Consider the following 25263-nt stretch of genomic DNA (forward strand, 5'->3'; position numbering starts at 1 on the left):
TTCAGAGGTTGCGAGCCATCGGTTGGCCATCATTTGCGGATGGCGTGTATGCGGGTGGTTTCGGTCGTCGGCCATCCGATATCCTTCAATGTTTCAGGCGGCAATGACTCCAGTGCACGAAGCATCCTTTCACGGCGCCATGCCGCGTAACGGGCCGACACATGGTCCGACAGGCGATCGAGCCAGCCGCTGGGCGAGGGATGGTGCTGAGAGCGGTTTGTCACCGGCAGATGATGTATCATGGTCATGTCTTGATCCTTTCCTGAACCACGATCCTGTTTACGACTTCGGTATGTGCCTGCCTATTTCATCAGGCAAGAGAATGAATCTTATGTCATTCATCAATATTGGGAATGAATGACCGGCGGCGGCGAGGAGGAACATTTCGGTTCGTGCCACGCCAGTGCTTCGTTCCCACGAGGTTCATTCCACCCCGTTTATCGATGTCCCGGATGGTGCGCGCTTGTTGACATTCAATCAAACGAAATGATATCCATCTATAAATCAAAATATTTGAAGGTGCGTGCCATGACCGTGACTTTCCGCCAACCGCTGCCGTTGCTGGATAACGACATATTGAGAACCTTCGTCGCCATTGCCGAAACGGGAAATTTCTCCACCGCTGCGGAAGTGGTGTTCAGAACGCCTTCGGCCGTTTCCATGCAGATCAAGAAACTCGAGGAACAGTTGAAGACGACATTGTTCCTGCGCGATGCCCGCTCGGTGACATTGACGGCGCATGGCGAGACGCTTCTGACTTATGCGCGGCGCATGATCGCGCTATCCAACGAGGCGGTGTCGCGTTTCGTTATGCCGGAACTGTCCGGCGTCGTCCGTCTCGGCGCGCCGGAGGATATTGGCGAGCGCGGTCTGCTGCCCGGCATTCTCAAGCGTTTCGCCGAAGCCTTCCCTGGCATCATGATCGATGTCACCATCGATTCCAGTTCCAATCTCTACAAGCGCATGGACGAACAGCGGCTGGATCTCGCTCTCGTCAACTGTGCCTCGCATCCGCTGCGGGATACGGGTGAGGTGTTGATGCGCGAACGTCTCGTCTGGGCTGGTGCGAAATGCGGCACGGCCTATCTGCGCGATCCGCTGCCGATCTCGATCTGGGAAGAAGGCTGCATCTGGCGGTCGGAGGCGATCCATTCGCTGGAGAAGCGCGGCCGCAATTTCCGTGTCGCCTATTTGAGCGGCCATACCATGGCGCAGCGTGCCGCGATTGCCGCCGATCTCGCCATCGCACCCCTGCCGCGATCCTATGTGCAGAATGACTTGGTCATTCTGAGCGACAAGGAGGGGCTTCCGGAGCTTGGCTGTTTCGATATTCGCCTGATCATGGGCGACAAGGCGTCGCGTCCCGTTCTTGCGGTGGCCGAGAGCATCCGCAACGCCTTTGTCGAGGTCGCCAAGGCGGCATAAGCCAAATGGTCGCGCGGCGGCATCGTCCGTCGCGCCGAAGGGCCTTAGACGGCTACCGAATCCGCAGGCGCGGCACGGCCCGCATCGCTTGCCTGCCAGCTTCCGCGGCTGACCAGCCAGTCGGACGATGTCTGCAACCCGCCAAAGGGGAAGACGTGAATCTGCCGGATCGGCCCCTGCGGATTGGCCTGCCAATGCCGCTCGATCGGTCCGACGACACTTTCCGGCGAATGGCCCCTGGCCAGCGTCGTCAGGGAAAGGGCGTTCTTCTTGAGATAGGCGATGGAGTTGCCGACGCCGCAGAGCGCGGCATATTTCAGCAGCGTGGTGATCTTGGCCGGGCCGGAAACGCCGATATGCACCGGAAGCGCAATTCCCGATGCCGCAAGTCCTTCCGCCCAGGCGATGAAACGCGCCGGATCGAAGCCGAACTGGGTGACGATGCGCATCGTCGCATCGCTTCTTTCGGCAAAATCGCGTTTCAGCCGCAGCGCGGCCATCGCCGTCTCTTCGCTGAAATCGGGACTGCCTTCGGGGTGTCCGGCGATTGCGATCTGTTTTATGCCGTAACGGTCGAAAATGCCGGTGGACAGCATGTCCATGCTGGCTGCGAAGGGACCGGCAGGCCTGTTGACGCCGCCGCCCACCACCAGCACATCCGTTACGCCCGATTCGTCGACGAGCCGCCTGACCTGTTCCTCAAATTCCGCACGCGACGGGATGCGCCGCGCCGCCAGATGTGGCACCGGCTCGTAACCGAGATCGCGCAGATGCCTCGCCGCATCAACGAGCCTTTCCTGTGAGGCCGCTCCGGTATCGGTGAGATAGACCCGCACGCCCTGCGGAAAAAGGCCGGCAAGGCTGCTGGGGCCAAGCACCTGCGCGGGCGAGGCTTCGATGGAGGCGGAAATGGCGGAAGCGGTGGAAATATCGGGCAATTTGTGCGTGATCCTTTTCATTATCATGCACCGGTTTTTCGGCGAAGTCTTTGCCCGTTGCGGCAGGACAGCCCTGCATCTGCGACGAAGCTGTGCGCCGGATTGTCCGGCCTGCGCCGTTTTCCCGTATCCGTTCACCAGATCCGTTTGGTCAGGCCATTCCACAGCCAGGTCCAGATCGTCGGCGGAAAGCGCAGCACCGATTTTCCGGGAGAGGGTGGCTGCGGCGCAAGGCTGCCGGAAAGGGCGTCTTCGATAGCGCTGACGGCAATATCGACCGAACCGGCGGTGAGAAGCAGCGGATAGGTGGCGATGGTGTCGGAAGGTGATGGTTTCAGCCGTTTTTCGTAAAGCGTGGCGCCGGTATCCACGCCCTTGTCCACCAGATGCACGGTTGCACCGAAATTGCCCCGGTCCTTTTCCACCAGTGCCCAGTAGCCGCCCATCTGGCCGCGATAGGCGGGGTTGATGCCGGCATGAAAATTGATGACCGGGCATTGCAGGGCCTGCAGCGTGGCCGGCGTCAGCAGACGGCAGGAAATGGTGAAGATCGCCGCCGGTTTCAGCAGATTGGCCGCCGTGCGGCAGTCCTCATCGTTGAGCGAGGTGAATTGCGTGACGGGAATGGCGGGATGAAGGTCGGGAGAAAGGCCGTGTTCGGCGATGATGTCGTTGCCGCGCCGAACCGTGAAGCGTTTGCCGAGCCGGGAGGCGATCATCGTCGCCATCTGGCCCATGGCGACAATCCAGCCGAGCCGCCGCGCCCGCCGTCTCAGAATGGCCGATTTGCTTTCGGGCTCTTCCTGGAAGACGTGAATATCCGGAAAACGCCCGGCCAGCGCGTTGATCATGACATTCGGGTTCAGTCCGCCCGCGGTCATTACCAGAAGCCGATTGTTGAAGTCAGTCATATCACCCACGGACTTTTCCCAAACCATGATGCAAGTGACGAGTTTCCCTCGGAAAATTTCAAAACCCTGTTAATTTTCATCGACGGGAATTTTTGAAATGCGCTGGAACCGATTTTCAGGACTCACGTTATTGTGACGCATATCACATCGGTGCTTGTCTTTGGACGGCAAGCCATAGGGGAGTAGTTCAAATGATCACACGCATTCTTTCGACCGTTTTCGTGGCTCTGTTGACCGTCGTAACCTTGAGTTCGTGCGGCAACACCATTCGTGGCATGGGCCGGGATACGGCGAATGCCGTGAATGCGACGCAGGACGCCGGCCGCAGTGTGGACCGCGCCGCCCGCCGCTGACAGCATCTCCCCCTTAAAAATCCGGCGTCATCCTGAAACAGGGGTGGCGCCTTTTCTTTGACCGAATTTCCCTGCGAATGTTCCCCTGACGAGAATCACGGGGTGGGCATGAACCGATCGATGAAGAAACTGGCAAAGCTGCTGTTGCCCCTGTTGCTGCCGTTTTCGGCTGAGGCGGGCGGACAGGTGGATTTCTGCAAGACCGTGGACCACGCGGGCGGCCGCTACACCGTCTGCAGTTTCGATCCGGCCAGGAGCACGATCCGGATTTATGATCGCGATCATGTCTCCGGTCAGGGATATCGTTCCTTCGCCGATCTTTCCTCCGGGCTCTGGCGGCAGCACATGTTCAGCGTCTTTGCCATGAATGGCGGCATGTACCATTCGGATTATTCCCCCGTCGGGCTCTTTGTCGAAAACGGTGTCGAGCGTGCGCCGATCATTACCGGTGGCGGCTGGGGCAATTTTCATCTTCTGCCGAATGGCGTGTTTTATCTGAAGGGCGCCACGGCCGGCGTACTGGAGACCGAGGCCTATATGGCCGCGGCACCGAAACCCGATTTCGCCACCCAGTCCGGCCCGATGCTGGTCATCGACGGCAAGCTGCATCCGCGTTTTCTGCCCGATAGCGACAGTCTGAAGCGGCGTAACGGTGTCGGCATCTCCCGCGACGGCATGGTGCATTTCGCCATTTCGGAAAATACCGTGCGCTTTTATGATTTCGCCACCCTGTTCAGGGATGTGCTGGATGCGCCCAATGCGCTTTATCTCGACGGTACGATTTCCAGCGTCGACATTCCGGCAATGAACAGGCGGGACGGGCTGTTTCCCATGGGGCCGATCATCGCTGTCGTCGACAGGGTGCCGGACTAGTCAGGAAAATCAGATCGGCGCCTTCGGATAGGCGTTTTCGAGACCGGCCGATGCCGTCAGCCCCTTGCGGAAGGCAAGATAGGCGGGGTGCTGGCTGGCCTTGGCCGTTTCCATGAGGCGTATCTGAAGCCGGGCGGGGGCATTGCCGCCGAGCCAGTCGCCGGTCGCTTCCAGCCTCAGGCTGTTGAGGAAGCGGGCATTGCTCTGTTGGTCGAGATAGAGATTAAGGCCGGCCAGCAGGTTTTCATCCTGCAGCGCGTTTTCCATAAGCAGCAATACCCAGGCCTTGTCCTCGCTTGTCAGCGAAGTCAGTTTCGACGCGACCGTTTCGCGGTCGGGAAAGGAGGATGCCTGCTGCATGGAGTGACTCGCATCGTTGCCGTTGCCTCCGTCGATAAAGCAGAGGCCGCAGCCTTTCAAGGCGCGAAGTCCGGATGCGGATGTTCGACCGAAACGTGCCGGCCATAGGGGTTTTCAACAGGGGTTTGTGCGAAACTGTTAAATAACGGTTACACTTTAGTCCAAATTGCGGCGATCACTGAAACGGCGTCGATGCGACCTCCAAGCTAACGCCTTGTTTTTTCATATACCTATGCGCGGGGCGAATGGCAGCTTGTCGAAAACGCCTTCATTTAGCCGCTTTTTGCATTTGCCTTCGCCGTCGGATTTTAATAAATGCTTCCTCCACGGGCCGGGTCTTGAAGATCCCCCGGAGAGTGAATAGCTGGAGTAATCATGGAAGAAACCGCTCAGAAATCCTGCTGGGGCGTCACCTTGCGCGCACTTGCAGGCTTTGCCGCTTTTCTCGCATTGACGTACATTTTTGGCAGCCCATAAGCACTTCTCCTGAATGACGGGTTTTGAAACGGCGCGGTTTTCCTTTGGAAACCGTGCTGTTTTCGTTTGCGGGCCCCGGATGTCGCGGCTGCGCAAACCGCTGCCGCTCTTTTGTGGCGATCCGTCGCGGCTTTGGATATGATGGTGGTGGAATCCATTATCATTCAGGACGAATTTCATGTTTCTTTCGGTCTTCGACGTCTTCAAGATCGGTATCGGTCCTTCGAGCTCCCATACGATGGGGCCGATGACGGCGGCCAACCGCTTTCTGGCGCTGATCCTCAGCGACGAGTGGCCGCGTCCGGCGGGGGCATCCGTCTCGCAGCTGAAGGTCAGCCTGCATGGCTCGCTTGCCTTTACCGGCATCGGCCACGGCACCGGGCGTGCCGTCATTCTTGGCCTGACCGGCGAGCGGCCGGACCTTGTCGATCCCGATGCCATGGATGCGATTATCGGAAAGGTTGAAGAGGCTGGCGCCGTATCGCCGCCCGGCCATCCGTCCTACGTATTCCGTCCGGCGGAGGATCTGATCTTCGACAAGAAGAACCCGCTGCCGGGCCATGCCAATGGCATGACCTTTTCCGCCTTCGACAGTCAGGGCAGGCTGCTTATCAAGCGCATCTATTATTCCGTCGGCGGCGGTTTCGTCGTGACCGATACGGAACTGGAAGCGATCAAGCAGCGCGGTAAGACCATCGATAACGGGCCGCGTGTGCCTTATCCCTTCGCGACCGCGCGGGAAATGCTGGATATGGCTGCCCGCTCCGGCCGCACCATCGCCCAGATGAAGCGCGCCAACGAGGAAACGGTGGTCACCCGCGAGGAATTGAACGAGCGGCTGGACCAGATCTGGGAAGCCATGAATGGCTGTATCGAGCGCGGGCTGAAAGTGGATGGCATCATGCCGGGCGGCCTGAAGGTGCGCCGCCGCGCCCGCTCCATCTACGAGAAGCTGAATGCGGAATGGCGCAGCAACCGGATGAACCCGGTGATGGCGAATGACTGGCTGAGCGTCTACGCCATGGCGGTGAACGAGGAAAATGCCGCCGGCGGGCGCGTCGTCACCGCGCCGACCAATGGCGCGGCGGGCGTCGTGCCGGCCACGGTCAGATATTTCCGGCATTTCCATGAGGATGCGAGCGTCGATGACGTGCGCGACTTCCTGCTGACGGCAGCGGCCATCGGCGGCATCATCAAGCACAATGCCTCCATCTCCGGTGCGGAAGTGGGCTGTCAGGGCGAGGTGGGATCGGCTTCCGCGATGGCGGCGGCGGGTCTTGCCGCGGTCATGGGCGGATCGCCCGAGCAGGTGGAAAATGCTGCCGAAATCGCGCTCGAACACCATCTCGGCATGACCTGCGACCCTATCGCCGGGCTGGTGCAGGTGCCCTGCATCGAGCGTAATGCCATGGGCGCGGTAAAAGCGGTGACGGCGGCTTCGCTGGCGCTGAAGGGCGACGGCCAGCATTTCGTGCCGCTCGATGCCTGTATCGAAACCATGCGCCAGACCGGCAATGACATGAGCGAAAAATACAAGGAAACCTCCACCGGCGGCCTCGCCGTCAACGTTGTGGAGTGCTGAGCGGGCAGGGCGGCAGGCTTCGTGCAGATGCTTGACGCCCGCCGCAAAAAGGCATTGATAGAACCATGCCTCTACATCTCATCAAACTTTGCGTCGGCGCGGACTCCCTCCAGGATTTGAGGGAGTGGGTGGCGCATCGCTCCCTGACTGCAATAGCAGCCGGTCTTGAACCGCACAGCGTGCACACCACCCGGATGATCCCGAAACGGGTCGAGGAATTGCTGGAAGGCGGTTCGCTCTACTGGGTTATCAAGGGACAGGTGCAGGCGCGGCAGAAACTTCTCGACATCCGCTCCTTCAAGGGCGAAGACGGCATTTCCCGCTGCGATCTCATTCTCGGCCCGGAGGTGATAGAAACCTCACCTGCGCCGAAGCGGCCGTTTCAGGGCTGGCGTTACCTGAAGGACGACGAGGCGCCACGCGATCTCGGCGGCGACGGAGGTGGGGAGGACATGCCTTCCGATCTTCGGCGGGAATTGGCCGAGCTTGGTTTGCTCTGACATTCCATAGATGAAAGAAATCTCGTTTCGCCGGTCGAGTTGATGGCGTCCTGAAAGCTATCCTCCGTCATGCTCGAGACTGTCCCGAGCGCGAGCACGTCGGGTGTCAGGCGTTTATCGGCAAACAAAAAAAGCCGGCCCCTTGCGGAGCCGGCTTTTTATTCGGGGAGACGGTATTCTCGTTGGTTGGGCGTCAGTTGATGCCGCCGACCGCAGTGGTGGCGCGGCCATCCTGAATTTTCACCCAGCGGCCCGGATTGGCCGTGTCCTGGCGCTTCAGGTAGGTATATTCGGTTTCCGACCAGTTCATGACCTTGTTGCGCATGTTGTCGAGAACGAAATCGCCACGATCGGTGCGCACGGTCAGGACGGCATGGCCTTCGCCATTCGGCTGCAGAACCACGGTGATCAGCAGGTTGGAGGCGGAGAAGCCCTTGTTCATCAGCATCTTGCGCTTCAGAAGCACGAAGTCTTCGCAATCGCCGACGGTGGTGGGATAGGCCCAACGCTCTTCGACGCCGTAGATTTCCATGTCGGTCATCGGCGTGATGGTGGTGTTGACGGTGTAGTTGACGTCGAGCATCGTCTTCCAGCGCTCTTCGGTCAGTTTCATCGGGCCGTTGTCCAGTGAGGTCGGCTGGCATTCGCTCTGATAGGTCTGGCAGAATTCATAGTGGCCGATCGGCGGATTGGCCTTGCCGATGACGCGCATGACGGCGGCCGGCGATGCGCTGGCCTGATGTGCGAAGGCGCTGACGATGAATGCGATCAGAGTGAAAACGAAACGGTTGTTCTTGTTCATTGCTTGTCTCCCCGTGGTGAGGAGACATTCGCAGCTATATTTTGACCCTGCGGAAATTTGCGTGGCGCAATTTGAGCTTAAATTTCAGCAAATTAGCCGCTATTTTGAACTGTATTTGAGTGAGTTTTTATGCGTGTTTGAAGCAAATTTTATTACAATTTTACGCATCCGGACTTTAGGGTTTCGGTAGCCATTTAGATCGCTGTATTGAAAGCGGTTTTCGGTGCGGCGGTATTCTCGTGATCCTGTGCGGTCCATCGGCGACGCCTGCTGGAGACACGGATTTCCCGTTTTGGGATGGGTGTTTCAGGCTGGAACAACCCGAAAAAGCGCCGAAAAAAACTTCGAAAAAACTGCATTTTTTCCGGAAAAAATGTTTGCGGGCTAATTTTCCCCGCCGGTTTCGGCGGTGATCTGGGCCGGCCTGGTACGCAATTGTCCCTCATAATCGCGTTTTCCGAGCGGCACGCCGCGCATGCGCAGGATGTCGTAGGCGGTCACGGCATGGAAATGGAAGTTCGGCAGCGAGAACGAGAGAATGAAGGTTTCCGATGTGAAGCGGAGCCTTCGGGGGCCGATCTGAAGGTCCAGTTCCCTGCCGGCCCAGCTATTGACCTCATCAGGGATGAAAGCTTCCAGCGCCGTTTGCGCCTTGCCCATCATGGCCCTGAGGTCGGTGAAGGGACGGGGCCCACCAGGGCGGGCGGTTCGAACACGCCGGTTTGGGCAGCTTCTACGCCCCATACGGCATGGTGCCAGGCGGCCTCGATCTGAAAGTGGAAGGGCGCCATGTCCTCGAAGAGCCGGGCCTGCACGAAATCATCCGGATCGGTGCCGGTTTCGGCGCAATGCCGGGCCGCACGGTCGAGAAAACCTCCGACCGCTCTCACGGTCTGCAGGAAGGTTGGAACGCTGAGGTCGTAAAATGTCGTCACCATCGGCTTTTTCCATTTGAGCCGAACGCCGCCGCAAGGGACAGGTGCCGATAATCACACCGCCGTCCGGGAACCCTGTTGATTATGAGTCCATGGTCTGGTGCAAATGCGCGCAGAAAATACCGCGCCAATGTCAGGTTACATCACGCCCGGCGGAACGGCCTGTCGGGAGCGTTGCACGCGCACGACCTTACACGTTTTCCGGACGTAAAACCACGCCGTGTCCGGTGGAGTTTCCTAGAGGAATTCGATCAGCGCGTCCGGCGACTGGACCCGGTCGAATTCGACCGCGACGCCTTCCATGAAGTGGCGCACGATCTTGCCGCTCATATTCTTGCCGAGCTGAACGCGGCTACCCAGAGGCGGGCGGTTTTCGATCTCGATTGCGGCACCCGACAGGGAAAGGTCGATCAGCCGGCAGGCGACGAGCACGCCGTCTTCCAGAACGAGCTGCGCTTTTGCGTTGCGCGGCGTCAGGCGGTCATGGCGGCGGTCTTCCGGCAGGCCGAGCAATTGCCGTTTGGCGATCCATGCGAGCTGGGCGGCGAGTTTTTCGCGCTTGCGCTCCGGCGCATTGATGGCGATGAGGAAACCCGATGCGGTGAGCGATGTCACCGTGCCTTCGATCCGGCCGATATGCTGGAGATAGGCGATGACGCGATCACCGGTGCGGGCAATGCCCGGGCAGGTGAACTGCGCCCTTTCGGCGGTCATCTCGGTTGCGGTGCAATCATATTCTTCATGGTCGGGCAACATCAGGCGGCCGGTGAAAGACACACGGACGGCGTCGTCGAGGTGAGGCTCCTCAACCGGGCGCAGGATTTGGGCGGTGTTGACCGAACGGGACGAAAACATGGGCAGCGCAATTTTATTGAATGATGACGGTCAGTTTCTACCTTGCGCGAGTTAACAGACTGTATTGTTTAATCTCTACAATTTTTCTGATCGGCAATATCGTTACAGCTTTGACCTATTTTTCGAGATTCCGGGGCGGCGTAAATCTTCCGGCCCGGCCATGCGCAGTCCGGGAAATCCGTCAGATGCTTCCTGCGAATGGTATCGCGGCCGCTTCCATTTCCGTCCAATGCCCCGCCGGCGCGATGTCCATGCGCAGCAACCGGCTGCTTTTCATCGACAGGCAATGGATGGGCGCGGCGAATTCATGACGCGGCCGTTCGGGAAGCAGCGCGCCGAGCAGCCTTTGGGCAGCGTCGGCATCCGTGCGCAGCGGCAATAACAGCATTTCGAATGCCAGCGGCGAGGCGCCATGGTCGTCTTCCGCTTCGACATCGAAGACGACGGGCAACTGGTGCTGCAGGATGCCGCGCGCCACGCGGCAGGGGAAGGTGGCATTTGCCCGCGGCCACAGTTCCGAAAACGGCCGGTCGCGCAGTTCCCGGCCGAACAGGTCACAGAGGCGGGTGCCGGCAAGGCGGAAGAATGGCGTGGCCTCTCCCTTGTCCGTCAGGATGAAAAGGTCGCCGAGATGATGTTTGAGCTTCGCGGGATCGATATCCTCGCGCCGGGGGGCGGGGTTTCTGCCCCGCAATTCATCCCAATAGGCATATATGTCCAGTCCGGCCATGCTTTTCATAGCATCTCTCCCTGTTCGTTTTTGAGACATCATGTCCATCCGAACGCCTGTATCTGGTGATGTAGCGATTTTCGTGCCAACTGGATTTGTTAAGGTTAACAAAGGGTTGATATTGCGTGGTGGTATGGCCCGTGGCACGGGTGCCGCCATGTCGGGGAATACTCCGTCAGCACAATTGACTGGCGCTGCCCCATGATCTTGCGGCGCGCCGACGAGCCGGACCGCCCGCTGGCCCGCCGCTTGAACCGGTTGCGGTTTGGCGTCGCGCAGCAAGGGCGGGACGGCTTTTTTTTCGTCCGGGCTTCCTATATTGCTCGGTGAACGCAAATTTCTACCAAGACAGGGATGGGATCATGTCCTACGGGGACGGCGAGCAGCCGCCGGTTTCGGAAACGCCGGAGCCGAAAGACGACACGAACAATCCCGTCTTCAACCTGCCGACGCTGCTGGTCGGCATATTGGCGGCGCTGGTCGCTGCCTATGTGGTTCCCGCCTATCTTCTGTCCGAGGAGGGCAATGGCTGGTTCATTTTCACCTTCGGCTTCATTCCGCTGCGTTACGCGGTGCCTTTCTCCCAGCAGGGGCTGGAATGGCTCTGGACGCCGATGACCTATTCCTTCCTGCATGGCGGCGTCGAGCATATTCTCTTTAACGGCCTGTGGCTGATGGCCTTCGGCGCGCCGGTTCTGCGTCGGATCGGAACAGTGCGCTTCGTGCTGTTATGGTGCATTTCCGCGGCTGTTTCGGCCTTTGGCCATGCGGCGCTGAACTGGGGGGATGTCACTGTCCTGATCGGGGCCTCCGGTGTCGTCTCGGCGCTGATGGGCGCGGCCTGCCGTTTCGCCTTTCCCGCGCGCGGCGGATACAGCGCCTCCTTCGGCCATTCGATGCCGCGGCAGAGCATTTTCGGGGCGCTTGCCAACCGCACCGTGCTGATCTTCACGTTGATGTGGCTGTTCGGCAATGTGCTGATCGCGGTGGGCGTGCCGCTGTTCGGTGATGTCGGCGGGGAAATCGCCTGGGATGCGCATGTCTTCGGCTTCCTGCTGGGTTTCCTGTTCTTCGGTCTGTTCGATCGTCCGTCACGTTAAGCCGATCACGCTCCTTGTCGGCCGTGGCGCAAATTTGCTTTCGCGCGTCCCATCCGGGATTGCATTCATGCGGACCTCAGCGCACCATATCTCATGATTTGCAACCGCCAGGGGAGACTGCGGCGTGCTGCGGGTCGCTGAAAAGAGGAGGAAGGCATGCCAACATTCGTAAAGGATCTTCTCGACCGCAAGGGCCGGGACGTCGTGACTGTCGGTCCGGAAGTCAGCATCGGCGAGGCGGCGGGAACGCTGCATGCGCATAAGATCGGTTCCGTCGTCGTCACCGATGGCGATGGTGTTGTTCTCGGCATTTTCACGGAACGCGATCTGGTAAAGGCCATCGCAGCCCAGGGCGCCGTTTCCCTCCAGCAATCCGTGTCCGTGGCCATGACCAAGAACGTCATCCGCTGTCATCACAACTCCACCACCGATGAACTGATGGAAATCATGACCGGCGGACGTTTCCGCCACATTCCGGTCGAAGAGAACGGCCGCCTTGCCGGCATCATCTCCATCGGTGACGTGGTGAAGGCGCGGATCGGCGAAATCGAGGCCGAGGCCGAGCATATCAAGGCCTATATTGCCGGGTGATCCTGTGTCCCGGCGTCAGACCGCTGGAAAAGCTTCAGTCTCGGGCCGGGACTCACACATCACCCTTGGTGATAAGTCGCCATGCAAGAAAGTCGGCTATTTTGGCCGATATTTCGACATAGAAGTTTTGCTGCTCATAATCAGAGCAGACGATTTCAACCCGATTAAACTGTGAAATGAATGTGCCGCTGCTGGACCAGTTGCCATCAGCCGTTCCTTTCACAATGGTGATGTCGATCCACGGCTGACCGTCCGCCGCCCCGAAACTGACGGGGTTCGTGCGCCTGAGTTCAGGCTGTCCTTCCAGAAACTCGATCAGTGGATTCGTGTCGTACAGCGTGCTTTCGACGGCTGGGGGCAGGATTGAGATATACCAGTACATGATCTCACCACAGCCCGGTGTTTCGTCGATCCGCCCTTGGGCCTTGAAGGCATCTGTGACGCGGAGCCCTCAGCGCCGGAACGCCTGCTGCATACGCTCGAGTTCCGGAATACGTGCGCGTGTTTCCTGATATCCCCGGTCGATGGCTTCGCTGGCGCGATGGAATTCCGACAGGCCGATATCATTGATGCGCGGATGAAGCATCAGATCGGGTGGATCGCCCGCCAGGCGCGAGCGCGAAATCCTGTCCTGAATGATGTTGAAGGCCTGCACCATGACGCCCGGCAGGCCGGGACGCGGCGGGCTTTCCACAGCCGGCGCAACGCCGCCATGCGACGGCGAGGCGGCGTGCTTGACCACGGCGGAGCGGCCGAACAGGTCGTAATTCAGATTGACGGCGACGACCAGCGCCTGCTCATAGGCGCGGCAGACGGAAACGGGCACGGGGTTAACGAGCGCGCCGTCGATCAGGGTGCGGCCGTTGCATTGCACGGGCTCAAAAATGCCGGGCAGCGCGTAGGAGGAGCGCAGCGCGGTGACGAGATCACCCTGGTGGATCCAGACCTCGTGGCCAGTGCGCAGTTCCGTGGCGACTGCGATGAAGGGGTGGTCGAGATTTTCGACACGCAGGCCTTCCAGATGCTCCTGCATTCGCTTGGTAAGCCGCATGCCGCCGAAGAGGCCGCCGCCGCCGATCGTGAGGTCAAGCAGGCCGGCAATGCGGCGCATCGTCAGCGAACGGGCGAACTCCTCCAGCTCATCGAGCTTGCCGGCGAGATAACAACCGCCCACAAGCGCGCCGATCGAGGTGCCGGCGATCATGCCGATCTTCACGCCCGCCTCATCCAGCGCCCGCAGCACGCCGATATGGGCCCAGCCGCGCGCCGCGCCGCCGCCAAGGGCGAGCGCTATTCTGCGCGTATCGACGATCTGGGTGACGGGTGGCTCATTGCCGGTGGCTTCGGGATTTCCAGCCGCAAGCTGATTGTGACGATTTCCCCATCCCAACATGACCGCACTCCCTGCCAGTTCCTTCGGGCTCCCCCCAAATCCCTGGAGCCCGTTATATTGGTAGCAAATTGGTGCGGCCGATGGAAGGTGGCCGTTTACGTGTCGGAATAGGTGGTGGCCGGATCGAAATGGCGGGTATCGTCGGTGATCTTCGTCACGGCATCGCCGTTGGAGAGCTCGACGGTGCGATAAAAGCACGAGCGGCGGCCGGTGTGGCAGGTCGCATCATGGCCGGCGACGGAGACCTTCAGCCAGACGGCGTCCTGATCGCAATCGGTGCGGAATTCCTTCACCGTTTGCAGGTTGCCGGAGGTTTCGCCCTTCTTCCAGATCTTGTCGCGGGAACGGCTGTAATAATGCGCGATGCCGGTTTCGAGCGTCAGCGACAGGGCTTCCGCATTCATGTGCGCGACCATCAGCAATTCGCCGTCGCGTGCATCGGTAACCACGGCGGTGACGAGGCCGTGAGCATCGAATTTCGGCGAAAAGAGACCTGCGTTTTCGAGCACTTCCTTGTCCGCAGGCGCGGACGGAAACGAAATGGACATGGCTACCCCGGGAGAAAAGCGGAAGGTTTCAGAGCGGCGGAGACAATGCAATCAGTCCGCCACTCCAAAATTTGTCTGGGCAGCGGGTTTCAGGAAACCCGCGCTACACTTTTCGGTCCGATGCTTAGCGGTTCCGCACCATGGTCATGAAGCGCACCTGCTCGGCCGGATCGTTCTTGAACGTGCCGGTGAAGCTGGTGGTCAGCGTCGTGGACCCTTGCTTGTTTACGCCGCGCATGGACATGCACATATGTTCGGCGTCGATCATGACGGCAACGCCACGCGGTTTCAGCGTTTCTTCGATCGATCTTGCGATCTGCGCCGTCATGTTTTCCTGCGTCTGCAGGCGGCGGCCGAAGATTTCGACGACGCGGGCGATCTTCGACAGGCCAAGCACGCGGCCGGCCGGAAGATAGGCGACATGCGCCTTGCCGACGATCGGCACCATATGGTGCTCGCAATGGGAGAAGAACGGGATGTCGCGCACCAGCACCACATCGTCATAACCGCCGACTTCCTCGAAGGTCGTGCCAAGCACGTCCTGAACGTTCAGCTCATAACCGGCAAAAAGCTCGCGATAGGCCTTGGCGACGCGCTTCGGCGTATCCAGAAGTCCTTCGCGGGCCGGATTTTCTCCTGCCCAGCGCAGGAGAACGCGCACGGCTTCTTCCGCTTCGGCCTGGCTTGGGCGAGCTTCGGCCACGTCTGGTTTTGCGCCAGCGCCGGGGAAATTCTTCACGATCGCATCCATTCCGTCTCTCCCGATGCGGGTAAAGGCCGCACCTGAATTCGTTTTTCATCGCGAACTCATGTTCGCAGCTGCTGCTATCTGGTTGTTTTACAGCATTTTGGCAAGACCGATGCTGTTTTTTCGGTATCGGAGCCGTTAATTTGATCACGGCTTGATGTCCAGAAAGCTCGTTAGCATATAATGAGAATGAAGGGCAGGAAAGCTTCACTGCGACAAACGCTGTGTTTGAAAAATCTGACCTGTCCCGTTTTGGGTATTTTTGAGCGCGCCGGACACTTCGATGGACGATATCTACAATAATCGCATTCTGGAATTTGCCGGGAATATTCCACTGACGGGAGTTCTCGAGGATGCCGATGCCAGTGCCGAAAAACACTCGCGGCTGTGCGGCTCGAAACTCAAGGTCTATCTGAAGGTCGAAGACGGCATAGTGACGGCGTTTTCGCACGAAGTCCGTGCATGCGCACTGGGGCAGGCCTCGGCCTCCATCATGGCACATCACATCGTTGGGGCTTCCACCGGCGAAATCCGGCAGGCGCGGGAAGATATGCTCGCCATGCTCAAGCAGGATGGCGAGGGGCCGACGGGCCGTTTTGTGGACATGCGGGTGCTTTTGCCGGTGCGGGATTTCAAGGCGCGCCACGCGTCCACCATGCTGACCTTCGAGGCCGTGGTCGATGCGCTCGACCAGATCGAAGGCCGCCCGGCTCTCAACGTCGCGGGTTAGGCGATGTGCGGCGAACCGGGCTGCCGGCATGAGCAGACGGCGGTGAAAACCGGGCGATCCCGCAACTGGGCTGGCACCTTCGCCAAGACACCGGGACGGCTTTTCGGCGTCGGCTTCATCAGGTTGTATCAGCTCACGCTGTCGGGCTTCGTCGGCAACTCCTGCCGCCACATCCCCACCTGTTCCGAATATGGCTATGAGGCGATTGCCCGCCATGGGCTCTGGGCCGGCGGCTGGATGACGCTGTTTCGTGTGGCGCGCTGCGGTCCGGGCGGCACCAGCGGGCTGGACCCGGTGCCGGAGGTGCTCGATGGCAGCAGGCGCTGGTGGATGCCCTGGCGCTACTGGAGCCGGCATCGATGAATGACTATGTGGCCCTGCTGCACAGCATCGTGCTTGGCCCCGGCAAGCGGCTCGTCATGGCCGATCTCAGGGCCTTGGCGGAAGAGCTGGGGTTCGCGGAATGCAGGACGCTTGTCGCGACCGGAAATCTGGTTTTTCGCACTGAAGCGGCACCTGTTCGCGAGATCGAGGACAGGCTGGAACGGGCTTTCGAACACCGTTTCGGCAAACATGTCGATATTCTGGTTCGTTCAGGCGGCGATTGGCTGAAACTGGCGACGGATAATCCGTTTCCGGAAGGCAATCCTCCGGATGTCTGCATTCGGGTCATGCGGGCGCCGTTGGACAATAGCGTCCTCGAATTGCTGGAGAAATACCGGGGCAGGGAAAAGATCACCCTTGCCGGCGGTGATCTCTGGATCGATTTTTGCGGCAAACCGAGCGAGAGCCGGCTTCTGTCGGTCCTGACCACCAAAAGGCTCGGTATCGGCACGACCCGCAACGCCAATACGGTCAATGGTCTCGCGGAAATGCTTCGCTGAACTGCCCTTCACCTTTGACTGCAATGGCAAAAGCCTTTATCAGCCTGCCTGTCCGCTTGTCGCGGGCAAATCATTATTCCAACACCACCCGCATTCGTTGGCGGGACTGGACAGGAGCACGAGACGATGTCTGAAGCCATTTCCCTTACATTTCCCGATGGATCCGTGCGCAGCTACCCCGCCGGTACGACCGGCCGCGAGGTCGCCGAATCCATTTCCAAATCGCTTGCCAAGAAGGCCGTCGCCATTGCGCTTGACGGCACCGTGCGCGATTTGTCCGAGACCATCACCGATGGCAAAATAGAGATCGTTACGCGTGAAGATGGCCGTGCGCTGGAGCTCATCCGCCACGATGCCGCCCACGTCATGGCTGAAGCCGTGCAGGAACTGTGGCCCGGCACGCAGGTGACGATCGGTCCGGTGATCGAAAACGGCTTTTATTACGACTTCGCCAAGAACGAACCCTTCACGCCGGAAGATCTGCCGAAGATCGAAAAGCGGATGAAGGAAATCATCCTGCGCAACAAGCCGTTCACCCGCGAAGTCTGGTCGCGCGAGAAGGCCAAGGAAGTCTTTGCCGCCAAGGGCGAGAACTACAAGGTCGAACTCGTGGATGCCATTCCGGCAGGCCAGGACCTCAAGATCTATTATCAGGGCGACTGGTTCGATCTTTGCCGTGGTCCGCATATGGCTTCGACGGGCCAGATCGGCACTGCCTTCAAGCTGATGAAGGTGGCCGGCGCCTATTGGCGTGGTGACAGCAACAATGCGATGCTGTCGCGCATCTATGGCACCGCCTGGGCGACGCAGGAAGAGCTGGACAATTATCTGCATGTGCTGGCCGAAGCCGAAAAGCGCGACCACCGCCGTCTCGGCCGCGAAATGGATTTGTTCCATTTCCAGGAAGAAGGTCCGGGCGTCGTGTTCTGGCACGGCAAGGGCTGGCGCATGTTCCAGACGCTGACGGCCTATATGCGCCGCCGGCTCGCCAATACCTATCAGGAAGTCAACGCGCCGCAGGTGCTGGACAAGTCGCTGTGGGAAACCTCCGGTCACTGGGGCTGGTATCAGGAAAACATGTTCGCGGTGAAATCCGCCCATGCCTTTACCCATCCCGATGACGAGGAAGCCGATCAGCGTGTCTTCGCCCTGAAGCCGATGAACTGCCCGGGTCACGTCCAGATCTTCAAGCATGGCTTGAAGTCTTACCGTGAAATGCCTGTCCGTCTTGCGGAATTCGGCACCGTGCATCGCTACGAGGCCTCCGGCGCACTGCACGGTCTGATGCGCGTTCGCGGCTTCACGCAGGATGATGCGCATGTCTTCTGCACGGAAGAGCAGATGGCGGCGGAATGCCTGCGCATCAACGACCTGATCCTCTCGGTCTACGAGGATTTCGGCTTCAGCGAAGTCGTCGTCAAGCTCTCCACGCGCCCGGAAAAGCGCGTCGGTTCCGACGATCTCTGGGACCGCGCCGAAAGCGTGATGCTGGAGGTTCTGAAGACCATCGAGGAACAGTCCGAAGGCCGCATCAAGACCGGTATTCTGCCGGGTGAGGGTGCCTTCTACGGGCCGAAGTTCGAATATACGCTGAAGGACGCCATCGGCCGCGAATGGCAATGCGGCACGACGCAGGTGGACTTCAATCTGCCGGAACGTTTTGGCGCCTTCTATATCGATCATAATTCTGAAAAGACGCAGCCGGTGATGATCCATCGCGCCATCTGCGGCTCCATGGAGCGCTTCCTCGGCATTCTGATCGAGAACTTCGCTGGTCACATGCCGCTCTGGTTCGCACCGCTTCAGGTCGTGGTTGCCACCATTACTTCGGATGCGGACGATTATGGCCGTGAGGTTGCCGAAGCGCTGCGCGAGGCGGGCATGGCGGTCGAGACCGACTTCCGCAACGAGAAGATCAACTACAAGGTCCGCGAACATTCGGTGACCAAGGTTCCGGTCATCATCGTCTGCGGCCGCAAGGAAGCGGAAGAGCGCACCGTCAACATCCGCCGTCTCGGTTCGCAGAACCAGACGTCGATGTCGCTCGAGGAAGCGATCACAAGCCTCGTGGACGAGGCGACGCCGCCGGATGTCAAGCGCAAGCTTGCGGCGAAGAAGCAGGTTGCCTGATAACAGGTACGGCCCCTTCGGGGGCCGTTTTTGTTTGCGGGGTGAGGGACGCTTAAAGCTCTCTGAAGTCATCCTCGGGCTTGACCCGAGGATCCACAGTCTCGCGGCGTGAATGGATCCTCGGGTCAAGCCCGGGGATGACGTGGAGGGTGGTGGGTCGTTCCGCACAATCTCGCCTCCGACGAGACGATGAATGTGCAATGTCGGCTACTCAAAATCCCCGGTCATGTCTTCCGGCGCCTGGTCCTTCATCAGCACTTCCACATCCGAATCCCGGCCTGACGTGACCTTGAAATTGCGCTGAAAGACCTTGTCTTTGTTGCGGGCGATGGCGGTATATTCGCCTTCGGCCAGCACCATGGTCGAAAAGGCGCTGACGCTTTCATTGACCACGTCGCCGCCGCCGTTCAGCACCGACCAGGCCGTATCGGCAATGGCTTCGCCGCCCTCTTCGGAAACGAGCTTGAGGGTGATCTGCGCGGCCTGATGCTGCAGCGTCGCTTCAGTCAGCTTGCCGGCTTCCACCTGGATATCGGCGCGCACCACCGCGTTGACGTTGCCGTACTCCGAAACCACGTGATAGGTGCCGGCATTCAGCCGCACGATGGTGTTGGGCTTGATATCGGCCATCACCAGACCGCGTTCGCCATCCGGACGGGCATCGGAGGAATAGACGGAGAATTTCAGCTGGTTGCCGGAAATCTGCTTGTCGGAGCCAGCAACCGCATTCAGCACGAAACCGCCGGCATCGAGGATAAGCACCTGTTTCTGGACACTACCGGAGGCAGGCACGTTGAGCTTCTTGGTGACGCCCGCGCGGCCGAAGGCGACGTTGACGAAATATTCGCCCGGCACCAGATGGAATTCGGCCGAGCCGCCTTCCGAGCTTGCCAGCATCGGCAGCTTACCGTCAGCACCGGGAATGGGGCTGAAGACGCGCCAGGACAGGCCTTCCTTCACAGCTTCGCCTTCGCTGGTCAGCTTCGCTTCCATTGCAATGTCGCGTGCGGTGCTGGTCGGGGCATTGGGAGCGGAAGGGGCGGTGAAAGCGTTGAGTTTGGGCATTTTCGGCGTGCCGCCGAGTTGCTTGAAGTCCTTGAAAGCGTCCTGCGCAAAAGCAGCTTGTGATAAAACGCCCATCGCGGCGCATGCAATGACCAGACGTGCCGCGATTTTGATTGCCGACATTTTCGATACCGATTGACTTCTTGATTTTCCCGCCTCACTTCAAAACCAATGCCATGGCTATTTCAAGGCCCTAGTTTCGCGATGACAGCAGAATGGAAGATTTTTGATCATGACCAGCGATATCAAGCTCCTCGATTATCTCAAGGTTCGCCGCTCCATACCGGCACTGCAACTCAGCGAACCCGGACCTTCGAAAGGTGAAATTGAGGAAATCCTGCGCCTTGCCGTGCGCGTGCCCGACCATGGCAAGCTCGCCCCCTGGCGTTTCGTCGTCTATCGCGGTGAGGAGCGGGTGCGTCTCGGCGAGACGGCGCTCAGAATCGCGCTCGAAAAAAATCCCGATCTCGATCTGCAGCAGCAGGAAGCGGAGCGTACGCGCTTCACCCGCGCGCCCGTCGTCATTGCCGTCATCAGCACCGCAAAACCGCATTTCAAGATTCCCGAATGGGAACAGGTCATGTCCGCCGGTGCGGTGTGCCTCAACGTCATCTTCGCGGCCAATGCCAGTGGTTTTGCTGCGAACTGGCTGACGGAATGGCTTGCTTTCGACCCGGCCTTTCTCGCGGAGATCGGCGTCAGCGCGGAAGAGAAGGTCGCGGGCTACATCCACATCGGCTCGACGACATTTCCGCCGGTGGAGCGGCCGCGGCCGGAGCTTGCCGATGTCGTCACCTGGGTCGGGGACATCTGATGTTCTACACCACGGATACCAACCAGCACGGCCTGCCGCATGATCCGTTCAAGGCGATCGTCGCGCCGCGGCCGATCGGCTGGATCGGTTCGAAGGGCAGGGAGGGTGTCTTGAACCTCTCGCCCTATTCCTTCTTCAACGCGATTTCGGACCGGCCGAAGCTCGTCATGTTTTCCTCGAGCGGCCGCAAGGACAGCCTGCGCAATGTCGAGGAGACCGGCGTCTTCACCGCCAATCTCGTCAGCCGCCATCTGGTCGACCGGATGAACGCTTCTTCCGCGCCGGTTGCCTATGATGTTGATGAATTCGCCCTTGCCGGCCTCACCGCTGTCGACGGGCGGGTTGTGGATGCGCCTTTTGTGGGCGAGGCACTGGCGGTTCTGGAGTGCCGCGCGACGCAGATCCAGCAGCTCACGGACATTGACGGCAAGCCGACCGAATCGTGGATGGTCATCGGGCAGGTCATGGCGATCCATATCGATGAGACGATCATTCGTGATGGTCGCATCGACATGGGGCTTGCGCGTCCGGTGGCGCGCATGGGCTATATGGATTACTGCGATGGCGGCAGCGATGTATTCCAGCTGCAACGCCCCTCTACTGCGCCGTAAATATAGCCCTTCTTCGGCAAGGGTTAAATTTTATGGTGAACCAAACGTAAACCATTTGCGCCTAGAGTTTTATACATGGTGGCGGCGATGATGCCGTCATCCATTGTATGAATGTGTTTCGAGGCTCAGGTGATCGTACAGGCATTTCTTCGCTGGTCTGAAAAGGCTGGATCGAGCGAGCGGGCAAAAGCCGCCAATGCGCTCGGCCGTGCCTATCTGCAGTCCGACATGGCGCGGGAAAACCGCGATGCCGCCTATATGGCGATGACCTATCTGCTCGATGACCCTTCACCACGTGTGCGGCTGGCGCTTGCCGAGGCGCTGGCGGATGCCGACGACGCGCCGCGCGCCATTCTCGTTTCGCTTGCCGAAGACCAGCCGGAAATCGCCTGCACGGTTATTGCCCGTTCGCCGGTGCTGACTGAAGCTGATCTTGTCGATCTTGCCGGGCGTGGCGAGAGCCTGACGCGTGCCCTTATCGCCGCAAGGCCGGGCCTGCCGCGCGGTGTCTGCGCCGCGCTCGCCGAAGTCGGCGACCTGCCGGAAACCCTCATCCTGCTCGAAAACGACGATGCCTTCATCACGCCGTTTTCGCTCCGGCGCATTGCCGAGCGCCATGGCTGCGACGCCGATGCCCGTGATCTCCTGCTGCGCCGAGAGGCGCTGCCCGCCGATGCGCGCCATCTCTTGATGGGTCGTATCAGCGAAGCGTTGGCGGGTTCCGCGCTGGTTCATGCGATGATCACGCGCAACCGCGCCGACAGTCTTTTCCGCGAGGCGGAGGATTCCGCCACCATCCTCATCGCTGCCGGTGTTTCGTCACCGGAACTGCCGGCGCTGGTGGAGCATCTGCGCCAGCGGCTGGAACTGACGCCGGCGCTGCTCATCCACGCCGTCTGTTCGGGGCGGCTGGAGTTTTTCACGGCGGCGATGGTCAATCTCTCCGGTCTCGATGACCGCAAGGTGCGCGCCATTCTGGCCACCGGGCGGCCGCATGCTCTGAAGGCCCTGTTCCAGTCGATCGGTCTTCTGGGGGATGTGGTCGACGTCTTCATCGAGGCGACGCTGATGTGGCGGCGTGCCGCCCGCTCGCAGCTTTCGGAAGCCGCGGCCTCCGTCTCGGCCGAATTGCTGGCGCATTTCCGTGACGTCAACGGCTCGGAAACACTATTCGAACTGCTGCATGCGGTGCGCAAGCTGGCCATTGCGGAAGAGCGGCAGAAGGCGCGGTATTATGCGGAAGCGCTTTCGATCGAGGCGGCGTAATATCCGTGATGTTTCCGGGCCGGAGCATCCCCCACCTTCATTCCTGTGACAAGCGCAGGAACGAAGGTTCGCTGCAATCACTTATCGAACCGCTTGGCAATCCACGAATAGCTGTTCTCGACCATCCTCACCGGCGTTCCCAGGAAATGCTTTATGCCCTCGGTGGAAGGAAGGATGCGGCTGACGCGGCCGATCGCCTGTTTGGTGAGGCTTTCCTCTTCCTTTGGCGTAACTTCTGCCGTTGCCTGCTGCGCATCGGCGGGTGCCGCAGCAGGGGGCTGCGTGCCGGCCGTCTGCGGGGTCTGGTCGCCCGGGGTCTGCTCGCCCGGTGTCTGGCACACGGCCACCACGACCGGATAGGACGCGTTGGCGAAGCGCTCCAGCTCCTTTTCCGACACGGCGTCGCACAGTTCGATGCTTGTCCAGCGCTGCTGCGAAGTGGCGAGGTAGTGGCAATCGGTGGCGCTGTCGTCGCAACCAAGGAAGGTCATGAGAACGAGGGCTGTTTTCATGGTGTGTGTTGCCTCTGTCGGGAATAATGCTCTAGAAACTCATCTATCCGGATTGCAGTGATATTACGACGAAATACGCATTTTTTGAAAGAAAGCAGGCATCGCATTGGCCACCGAAATCAAGCTTGAAACGCCCCGCCAGGACGCGGTTCTGCGCCTTATCGATCTTTCCAACGCCTATATGGCCTCGCTTTACCCGGCCGAGAGCAATCATCTGGTCGATATCGGCCAGTTGGAGAAGGACAATGTCTCGTTTTTTGTGGTCCGGCACGATGGCCGCGTGGTCGGATGTGGCGCGCTGGTGGAAGCGGGGGACGGCACGGCGGAGGTGAAGCGCATGTTCGTTGATCCCGAAGCGCGGGGGTTGCGGATCGGCAAGCTGATCATGGATACGCTTGTTGCACGCGGCGTCGAACTTGGTCTTTCCGCCATCCGGCTAGAAACCGGCATCAGCCAGCCGGAGGCGATCGGCCTTTACCGCAAGGCGGGATTTGTGGAGATCGAGGCCTTTGCGCCCTATAAGCCTGATCCGCTCAGCCTTTTCATGGAGAAGGCGCTTTAAGGGCCAAGGCACGGCTTGATCGCATGATCCGGTGACGGCGAGGTTTGTGGTGTAGCCGCATCCGCTCAACGTCACCCCGGACTAGTTCCGGGGTCCAGTGCGATCAGGTCTTTGATCGCGGAAGACTCTTAATACGGCGCAGACACGCCGTGGCTGGATGCCGGATCAGGTCCGGCATGACGGAAGAGTGGATTGAGATTGGCGTGTATCCGGTGTTGCAGGCAACGCCCTTCACACCGGTTTCACCAATCAAAACGCCGCTTTCCGATACGCCGTTGTTTCGTCGCTGCCGTCCTGACGCGAAACGGCCTCTGCGGTCGGATCGTTCTGCGTGGGCGGCGGAGGTGGAGCCTCGGCGCTGACGGCAGCGGAAATTTCCACTTCACGCACCCATTCGCGCCAGATCGCGACGAGCAGCGCCATCAGCACCGGGCCGATGAAGAGGCCGAGGAAACCCATGGTCTTGACGCCGCCGACGAGGCCGAAAAAGGTGGGCAGGAAAGGCAGCTTGATCGGTCCGCCGACGAGCTTCGGGCGGATGGTCTTGTCGACGATGAAAAGTTCGACCGAACCCCAGACGAAGAGCGCGAGCCCATGGGCGGGCGAGCCGCTGGCGACCAGATAGATCGACACCAGCGTGAAGGAGAGCGGCGCGCCGCCCGGAATGAGCGCCATGACGCCGGTGAGCACGCCGAGCGTGACGGGCGAGGGCACGCCGGCGATCCAGTAGGCGATGCCGAGGATGATGCCTTCGCCGATGGCGATCAGCGTCATGCCGGTCACGGTGGAGCTGATGGTGGCGGGCACGACGCGGGAAATGCGTTCCCAGCGTGTCGGTAGGATGCGCTCACCCACCAGATCGACCTGGCGGGTGAAGGCGGCGCCGTTGCGATAAACGAAGAACAGCGCGATCAGCATGAAGAGCAGGGTCAGCACCAGGTGGAAGGCGCCGTTGCCGGCGGCGAGGATCGCCCGGTAGATATTGCCGATATTGGCGCCGCTGACGAGCTGGATGAGTTCGCCGATGGCACCCGGCGTGCCGATATATTTCACCCATTGGTCGCCAAGCCAGGGGCCGACGGCGGGAAGCGCGGCGATCCAGTCCGGCACGGGCGCGCCTGTTTTGTTGACATGCACCGCCCAGCCGAACCATTCGCGGATTTCGGTTGCCGTATAGGAGGCGGCGATGAAGATCGGCACCACGAGGAAGGCAATGATGAGGATGATGGCGATGGTGGCACCGAGCGTGGTGTTGCCGCCCACCTGCCGCAAAAGCCGCGTATAGACCGGCCAGCTGGCGAAGCCGATAACGAGGGCGGCGAGAACCGGAACCAGGAAGCCGTTGAAGAAATAGATGCCCGCAAGAACGACCAGAAGGAGCAGCCAGCGCGCAGCCGAAATGGGCGGAATCAGGGCGATCCGCGTCGGGCTGGCGGGACCAAGCCATCTCGGTTCGCCACTGGGCTTACGGCTGTCAATGTTACTCACGGCAGGCTCTTTCTCGCATTCTCCCCTCAAGGGGTGCATTCACTCTGTCACACCGATACATATAAGTGCAATATAACCCG

Annotated in this window: 32 protein-coding genes; 15 read left to right on the forward strand and 17 right to left on the reverse strand. The window is 60.0% G+C overall.

Going from position 1 to position 25263, the window contains the following annotated elements:
- Positions 1-29 precede the first annotated feature (29 nt).
- Positions 30-248 (reverse strand): hypothetical protein, encoded by a 219-nt coding sequence (locus QD336_RS00240; protein ID WP_269341080.1) that lies wholly within the window; start codon positions 246-248, stop codon positions 30-32.
- 238 nt (positions 249-486) lie between these two features.
- Between QD336_RS00240 and QD336_RS00245 the strand changes: the two genes are divergently transcribed.
- Positions 487-1425 carry a LysR family transcriptional regulator gene (locus QD336_RS00245; RefSeq protein WP_269341082.1) on the forward strand — a complete coding sequence of 313 codons (939 nt, stop codon included), beginning with the start codon at positions 487-489 and terminating at the stop codon, positions 1423-1425.
- 44 nt (positions 1426-1469) lie between these two features.
- Here QD336_RS00245 and QD336_RS00250 read toward each other — a convergent pair whose 3' ends face one another.
- Together QD336_RS00250 and QD336_RS00255 are read right to left on the reverse strand one after the other, a co-directional pair.
- Positions 1470-2390, reverse strand: a complete 921-nt coding sequence (locus QD336_RS00250) for a methylenetetrahydrofolate reductase (RefSeq protein ID WP_499168770.1) — start codon at positions 2388-2390, stop codon at positions 1470-1472.
- Positions 2391-2497: 107 nt separating this feature from the next.
- Positions 2498-3274 (reverse strand): formyl transferase, encoded by a 777-nt coding sequence (locus QD336_RS00255; protein ID WP_499169243.1) that lies wholly within the window; start codon positions 3272-3274, stop codon positions 2498-2500.
- Between the two features lie 191 nt (positions 3275-3465).
- On the opposite strand from QD336_RS00255, the gene QD336_RS00260 reads away from it, so the two are divergent.
- Together QD336_RS00260 and QD336_RS00265 are read left to right on the forward strand one after the other, a co-directional pair.
- Positions 3466-3627 (forward strand): entericidin domain-containing protein, encoded by a 162-nt coding sequence (locus QD336_RS00260; protein WP_269341085.1) that lies wholly within the window; start codon positions 3466-3468, stop codon positions 3625-3627.
- Positions 3628-3747: 120 nt separating this feature from the next.
- Positions 3748-4500 carry a phosphodiester glycosidase family protein gene (locus QD336_RS00265; protein ID WP_499168772.1) on the forward strand — a complete coding sequence of 251 codons (753 nt, stop codon included), beginning with the start codon at positions 3748-3750 and terminating at the stop codon, positions 4498-4500.
- Positions 4501-4509: 9 nt separating this feature from the next.
- Here QD336_RS00265 and QD336_RS00270 read toward each other — a convergent pair whose 3' ends face one another.
- On the reverse strand, positions 4510-4860 hold the full coding sequence (locus tag QD336_RS00270) for a hypothetical protein (protein ID WP_499168774.1): 351 nt from the start codon (positions 4858-4860) through the stop codon (positions 4510-4512).
- A 222-nt stretch (positions 4861-5082) separates the two neighbouring features.
- The gene (locus QD336_RS00275; protein ID WP_269341410.1) at positions 5083-5517 is read right to left on the reverse strand and encodes a hypothetical protein; all 435 of its coding nucleotides are present in this window, start codon (positions 5515-5517) and stop codon (positions 5083-5085) included.
- Between QD336_RS00275 and QD336_RS00280 the strand changes: the two genes are divergently transcribed.
- Positions 5516-6919 carry an L-serine ammonia-lyase gene (locus tag QD336_RS00280; protein WP_499168776.1) on the forward strand — a complete coding sequence of 468 codons (1404 nt, stop codon included), beginning with the start codon at positions 5516-5518 and terminating at the stop codon, positions 6917-6919. The two genes, QD336_RS00275 and QD336_RS00280, sit on opposite strands and share 2 nt — an antisense overlap.
- 65 nt (positions 6920-6984) lie before the next feature.
- A complete protein-coding gene (locus QD336_RS00285; RefSeq protein WP_499168777.1) occupies positions 6985-7419 on the forward strand; it encodes a DUF1489 family protein in 435 nt (144 codons plus the stop codon).
- Positions 7420-7612: 193 nt separating this feature from the next.
- Here QD336_RS00285 and QD336_RS00290 read toward each other — a convergent pair whose 3' ends face one another.
- The 5 genes from QD336_RS00290 to QD336_RS00310 form a co-directional block, all read right to left on the reverse strand.
- Positions 7613-8221 (reverse strand): transglutaminase-like cysteine peptidase, encoded by a 609-nt coding sequence (locus QD336_RS00290; RefSeq protein WP_003523403.1) that lies wholly within the window; start codon positions 8219-8221, stop codon positions 7613-7615.
- 384 nt (positions 8222-8605) lie between these two features.
- The gene (locus QD336_RS00295; RefSeq protein WP_499168778.1) at positions 8606-8884 is read right to left on the reverse strand and encodes a DUF1993 family protein; all 279 of its coding nucleotides are present in this window, start codon (positions 8882-8884) and stop codon (positions 8606-8608) included.
- Positions 8881-9159, reverse strand: a complete 279-nt coding sequence (locus QD336_RS00300; protein WP_499168779.1) for a DUF1993 family protein — start codon at positions 9157-9159, stop codon at positions 8881-8883. The genes QD336_RS00295 and QD336_RS00300 overlap by 4 nt, the downstream gene beginning before the upstream one ends.
- A gap of 234 nt (positions 9160-9393) precedes the next feature.
- A complete protein-coding gene (locus QD336_RS00305) occupies positions 9394-10011 on the reverse strand; it encodes a PilZ domain-containing protein (protein WP_269341093.1) in 618 nt (205 codons plus the stop codon).
- 181 nt (positions 10012-10192) lie between these two features.
- A complete protein-coding gene (locus QD336_RS00310; protein WP_269341095.1) occupies positions 10193-10750 on the reverse strand; it encodes a PAS domain-containing protein in 558 nt (185 codons plus the stop codon).
- Between the two features lie 353 nt (positions 10751-11103).
- On the opposite strand from QD336_RS00310, the gene QD336_RS00315 reads away from it, so the two are divergent.
- Positions 11104-11841: a rhomboid family intramembrane serine protease gene (locus QD336_RS00315; protein ID WP_499168780.1), complete on the forward strand. Its 738-nt coding sequence runs from the start codon at positions 11104-11106 to the stop codon at positions 11839-11841.
- A gap of 156 nt (positions 11842-11997) precedes the next feature.
- A complete protein-coding gene (locus tag QD336_RS00320) occupies positions 11998-12432 on the forward strand; it encodes a CBS domain-containing protein (RefSeq protein WP_269341098.1) in 435 nt (144 codons plus the stop codon).
- A 52-nt stretch (positions 12433-12484) separates the two neighbouring features.
- Here the strand turns inward: QD336_RS00320 and QD336_RS00325 are convergent, their stop codons facing one another.
- From QD336_RS00325 to folE, 4 genes are all read right to left on the reverse strand, one after another.
- Positions 12485-12814 carry a hypothetical protein gene (locus tag QD336_RS00325; RefSeq protein WP_269341100.1) on the reverse strand — a complete coding sequence of 110 codons (330 nt, stop codon included), beginning with the start codon at positions 12812-12814 and terminating at the stop codon, positions 12485-12487.
- A 69-nt stretch (positions 12815-12883) separates the two neighbouring features.
- The gene (locus QD336_RS00330; protein WP_499168781.1) at positions 12884-13825 is read right to left on the reverse strand and encodes a patatin-like phospholipase family protein; all 942 of its coding nucleotides are present in this window, start codon (positions 13823-13825) and stop codon (positions 12884-12886) included.
- Between the two features lie 95 nt (positions 13826-13920).
- Positions 13921-14373, reverse strand: coding sequence for a phosphoribosyl-AMP cyclohydrolase (gene hisI / locus QD336_RS00335; protein WP_065655146.1), 453 nt, complete (start codon positions 14371-14373; stop codon positions 13921-13923).
- 124 nt (positions 14374-14497) lie between these two features.
- A complete protein-coding gene (gene folE / locus QD336_RS00340) occupies positions 14498-15124 on the reverse strand; it encodes a GTP cyclohydrolase I FolE (protein ID WP_003495569.1) in 627 nt (208 codons plus the stop codon).
- A 280-nt stretch (positions 15125-15404) separates the two neighbouring features.
- Here folE and QD336_RS00345 point away from each other — a divergent pair, with 280 nt between their 5' ends.
- The 4 genes from QD336_RS00345 (at position 15405) to thrS (ending at position 18865) form a co-directional block, all read left to right on the forward strand.
- On the forward strand, positions 15405-15851 hold the full coding sequence (locus QD336_RS00345; RefSeq protein WP_269341105.1) for an iron-sulfur cluster assembly scaffold protein: 447 nt from the start codon (positions 15405-15407) through the stop codon (positions 15849-15851).
- Positions 15852-15854: 3 nt separating this feature from the next.
- Positions 15855-16214 (forward strand): membrane protein insertion efficiency factor YidD, encoded by a 360-nt coding sequence (yidD, locus tag QD336_RS00350; protein ID WP_499168783.1) that lies wholly within the window; start codon positions 15855-15857, stop codon positions 16212-16214.
- Positions 16211-16735 carry a DUF1697 domain-containing protein gene (locus QD336_RS00355; RefSeq protein ID WP_499168784.1) on the forward strand — a complete coding sequence of 175 codons (525 nt, stop codon included), beginning with the start codon at positions 16211-16213 and terminating at the stop codon, positions 16733-16735. The genes yidD and QD336_RS00355 overlap by 4 nt, the downstream gene beginning before the upstream one ends.
- Before the next feature lie 126 nt (positions 16736-16861).
- Positions 16862-18865: a threonine--tRNA ligase gene (gene thrS, locus QD336_RS00360; RefSeq protein WP_269341109.1), complete on the forward strand. Its 2004-nt coding sequence runs from the start codon at positions 16862-16864 to the stop codon at positions 18863-18865.
- A gap of 207 nt (positions 18866-19072) precedes the next feature.
- Here thrS and QD336_RS00365 read toward each other — a convergent pair whose 3' ends face one another.
- On the reverse strand, positions 19073-20053 hold the full coding sequence (locus QD336_RS00365) for an RgsD C-terminal domain-containing protein (protein WP_269341110.1): 981 nt from the start codon (positions 20051-20053) through the stop codon (positions 19073-19075).
- Positions 20054-20162: 109 nt separating this feature from the next.
- Here QD336_RS00365 and QD336_RS00370 point away from each other — a divergent pair, with 109 nt between their 5' ends.
- From QD336_RS00370 to QD336_RS00380, 3 genes are all read left to right on the forward strand, one after another.
- Entirely contained in the window at positions 20163-20744 is a 582-nt protein-coding gene (locus QD336_RS00370; RefSeq protein ID WP_269341111.1) for a nitroreductase family protein, read from the forward strand.
- On the forward strand, positions 20744-21355 hold the full coding sequence (locus QD336_RS00375) for a flavin reductase family protein (protein WP_269341113.1): 612 nt from the start codon (positions 20744-20746) through the stop codon (positions 21353-21355). The genes QD336_RS00370 and QD336_RS00375 overlap by 1 nt, the downstream gene beginning before the upstream one ends.
- A gap of 111 nt (positions 21356-21466) precedes the next feature.
- Complete coding sequence (locus QD336_RS00380; RefSeq protein WP_499168787.1) at positions 21467-22621, forward strand: DUF2336 domain-containing protein; 1155 nt, start codon at positions 21467-21469, stop codon at positions 22619-22621.
- A 77-nt stretch (positions 22622-22698) separates the two neighbouring features.
- On the opposite strand, the gene QD336_RS00385 is transcribed toward QD336_RS00380, so the two are convergent.
- A complete protein-coding gene (locus tag QD336_RS00385) occupies positions 22699-23133 on the reverse strand; it encodes a hypothetical protein (protein ID WP_499168789.1) in 435 nt (144 codons plus the stop codon).
- A 106-nt stretch (positions 23134-23239) separates the two neighbouring features.
- On the opposite strand from QD336_RS00385, the gene QD336_RS00390 reads away from it, so the two are divergent.
- Positions 23240-23695, forward strand: a complete 456-nt coding sequence (locus QD336_RS00390; protein ID WP_499168791.1) for a GNAT family N-acetyltransferase — start codon at positions 23240-23242, stop codon at positions 23693-23695.
- 249 nt (positions 23696-23944) lie between these two features.
- Here the strand turns inward: QD336_RS00390 and QD336_RS00395 are convergent, their stop codons facing one another.
- Entirely contained in the window at positions 23945-25183 is a 1239-nt protein-coding gene (locus tag QD336_RS00395) for an AI-2E family transporter (RefSeq protein WP_269341118.1), read from the reverse strand.
- Between the last annotated feature and the right edge of the window lie 80 nt (positions 25184-25263).

Source organism: Rhizobium sp. BR 250 (genome assembly GCF_047445855.1).
Taxonomy (GTDB): Bacteria; Pseudomonadota; Alphaproteobacteria; order Rhizobiales; family Rhizobiaceae; genus Agrobacterium; species Agrobacterium tumefaciens_I.

Coding starts and splice junctions, on each gene's coding strand:
- QD336_RS00240 (WP_269341080.1), bottom strand. CDS start 248: ATGACCATGATACATCATCTGCCGGTGACAAACCGCTCTCAGCACCAT.
- QD336_RS00245 (WP_269341082.1), top strand. CDS start 487: ATGATATCCATCTATAAATCAAAATATTTGAAGGTGCGTGCCATGACC.
- QD336_RS00250 (WP_499168770.1), bottom strand. CDS start 2,390: ATGATAATGAAAAGGATCACGCACAAATTGCCCGATATTTCCACCGCT.
- QD336_RS00255 (WP_499169243.1), bottom strand. CDS start 3,274: ATGACTGACTTCAACAATCGGCTTCTGGTAATGACCGCGGGCGGACTG.
- QD336_RS00260 (WP_269341085.1), top strand. CDS start 3,466: ATGATCACACGCATTCTTTCGACCGTTTTCGTGGCTCTGTTGACCGTC.
- QD336_RS00265 (WP_499168772.1), top strand. CDS start 3,748: ATGAAGAAACTGGCAAAGCTGCTGTTGCCCCTGTTGCTGCCGTTTTCG.
- QD336_RS00270 (WP_499168774.1), bottom strand. CDS start 4,860: ATGCAGCAGGCATCCTCCTTTCCCGACCGCGAAACGGTCGCGTCGAAA.
- QD336_RS00280 (WP_499168776.1), top strand. CDS start 5,516: ATGTTTCTTTCGGTCTTCGACGTCTTCAAGATCGGTATCGGTCCTTCG.
- QD336_RS00275 (WP_269341410.1), bottom strand. CDS start 5,517: ATGAAATTCGTCCTGAATGATAATGGATTCCACCACCATCATATCCAA.
- QD336_RS00285 (WP_499168777.1), top strand. CDS start 6,985: ATGCCTCTACATCTCATCAAACTTTGCGTCGGCGCGGACTCCCTCCAG.
- QD336_RS00290 (WP_003523403.1), bottom strand. CDS start 8,221: ATGAACAAGAACAACCGTTTCGTTTTCACTCTGATCGCATTCATCGTC.
- QD336_RS00295 (WP_499168778.1), bottom strand. CDS start 8,884: ATGATGGGCAAGGCGCAAACGGCGCTGGAAGCTTTCATCCCTGATGAG.
- QD336_RS00300 (WP_499168779.1), bottom strand. CDS start 9,159: ATGGTGACGACATTTTACGACCTCAGCGTTCCAACCTTCCTGCAGACC.
- QD336_RS00305 (WP_269341093.1), bottom strand. CDS start 10,011: ATGTTTTCGTCCCGTTCGGTCAACACCGCCCAAATCCTGCGCCCGGTT.
- QD336_RS00310 (WP_269341095.1), bottom strand. CDS start 10,750: ATGAAAAGCATGGCCGGACTGGACATATATGCCTATTGGGATGAATTG.
- QD336_RS00315 (WP_499168780.1), top strand. CDS start 11,104: ATGTCCTACGGGGACGGCGAGCAGCCGCCGGTTTCGGAAACGCCGGAG.
- QD336_RS00320 (WP_269341098.1), top strand. CDS start 11,998: ATGCCAACATTCGTAAAGGATCTTCTCGACCGCAAGGGCCGGGACGTC.
- QD336_RS00325 (WP_269341100.1), bottom strand. CDS start 12,814: ATGTACTGGTATATCTCAATCCTGCCCCCAGCCGTCGAAAGCACGCTG.
- QD336_RS00330 (WP_499168781.1), bottom strand. CDS start 13,825: ATGTTGGGATGGGGAAATCGTCACAATCAGCTTGCGGCTGGAAATCCC.
- hisI (WP_065655146.1), bottom strand. CDS start 14,373: ATGTCCATTTCGTTTCCGTCCGCGCCTGCGGACAAGGAAGTGCTCGAA.
- folE (WP_003495569.1), bottom strand. CDS start 15,124: ATGGATGCGATCGTGAAGAATTTCCCCGGCGCTGGCGCAAAACCAGAC.
- QD336_RS00345 (WP_269341105.1), top strand. CDS start 15,405: ATGGACGATATCTACAATAATCGCATTCTGGAATTTGCCGGGAATATT.
- yidD (WP_499168783.1), top strand. CDS start 15,855: ATGTGCGGCGAACCGGGCTGCCGGCATGAGCAGACGGCGGTGAAAACC.
- QD336_RS00355 (WP_499168784.1), top strand. CDS start 16,211: ATGAATGACTATGTGGCCCTGCTGCACAGCATCGTGCTTGGCCCCGGC.
- thrS (WP_269341109.1), top strand. CDS start 16,862: ATGTCTGAAGCCATTTCCCTTACATTTCCCGATGGATCCGTGCGCAGC.
- QD336_RS00365 (WP_269341110.1), bottom strand. CDS start 20,053: ATGTCGGCAATCAAAATCGCGGCACGTCTGGTCATTGCATGCGCCGCG.
- QD336_RS00370 (WP_269341111.1), top strand. CDS start 20,163: ATGACCAGCGATATCAAGCTCCTCGATTATCTCAAGGTTCGCCGCTCC.
- QD336_RS00375 (WP_269341113.1), top strand. CDS start 20,744: ATGTTCTACACCACGGATACCAACCAGCACGGCCTGCCGCATGATCCG.
- QD336_RS00380 (WP_499168787.1), top strand. CDS start 21,467: ATGTGTTTCGAGGCTCAGGTGATCGTACAGGCATTTCTTCGCTGGTCT.
- QD336_RS00385 (WP_499168789.1), bottom strand. CDS start 23,133: ATGAAAACAGCCCTCGTTCTCATGACCTTCCTTGGTTGCGACGACAGC.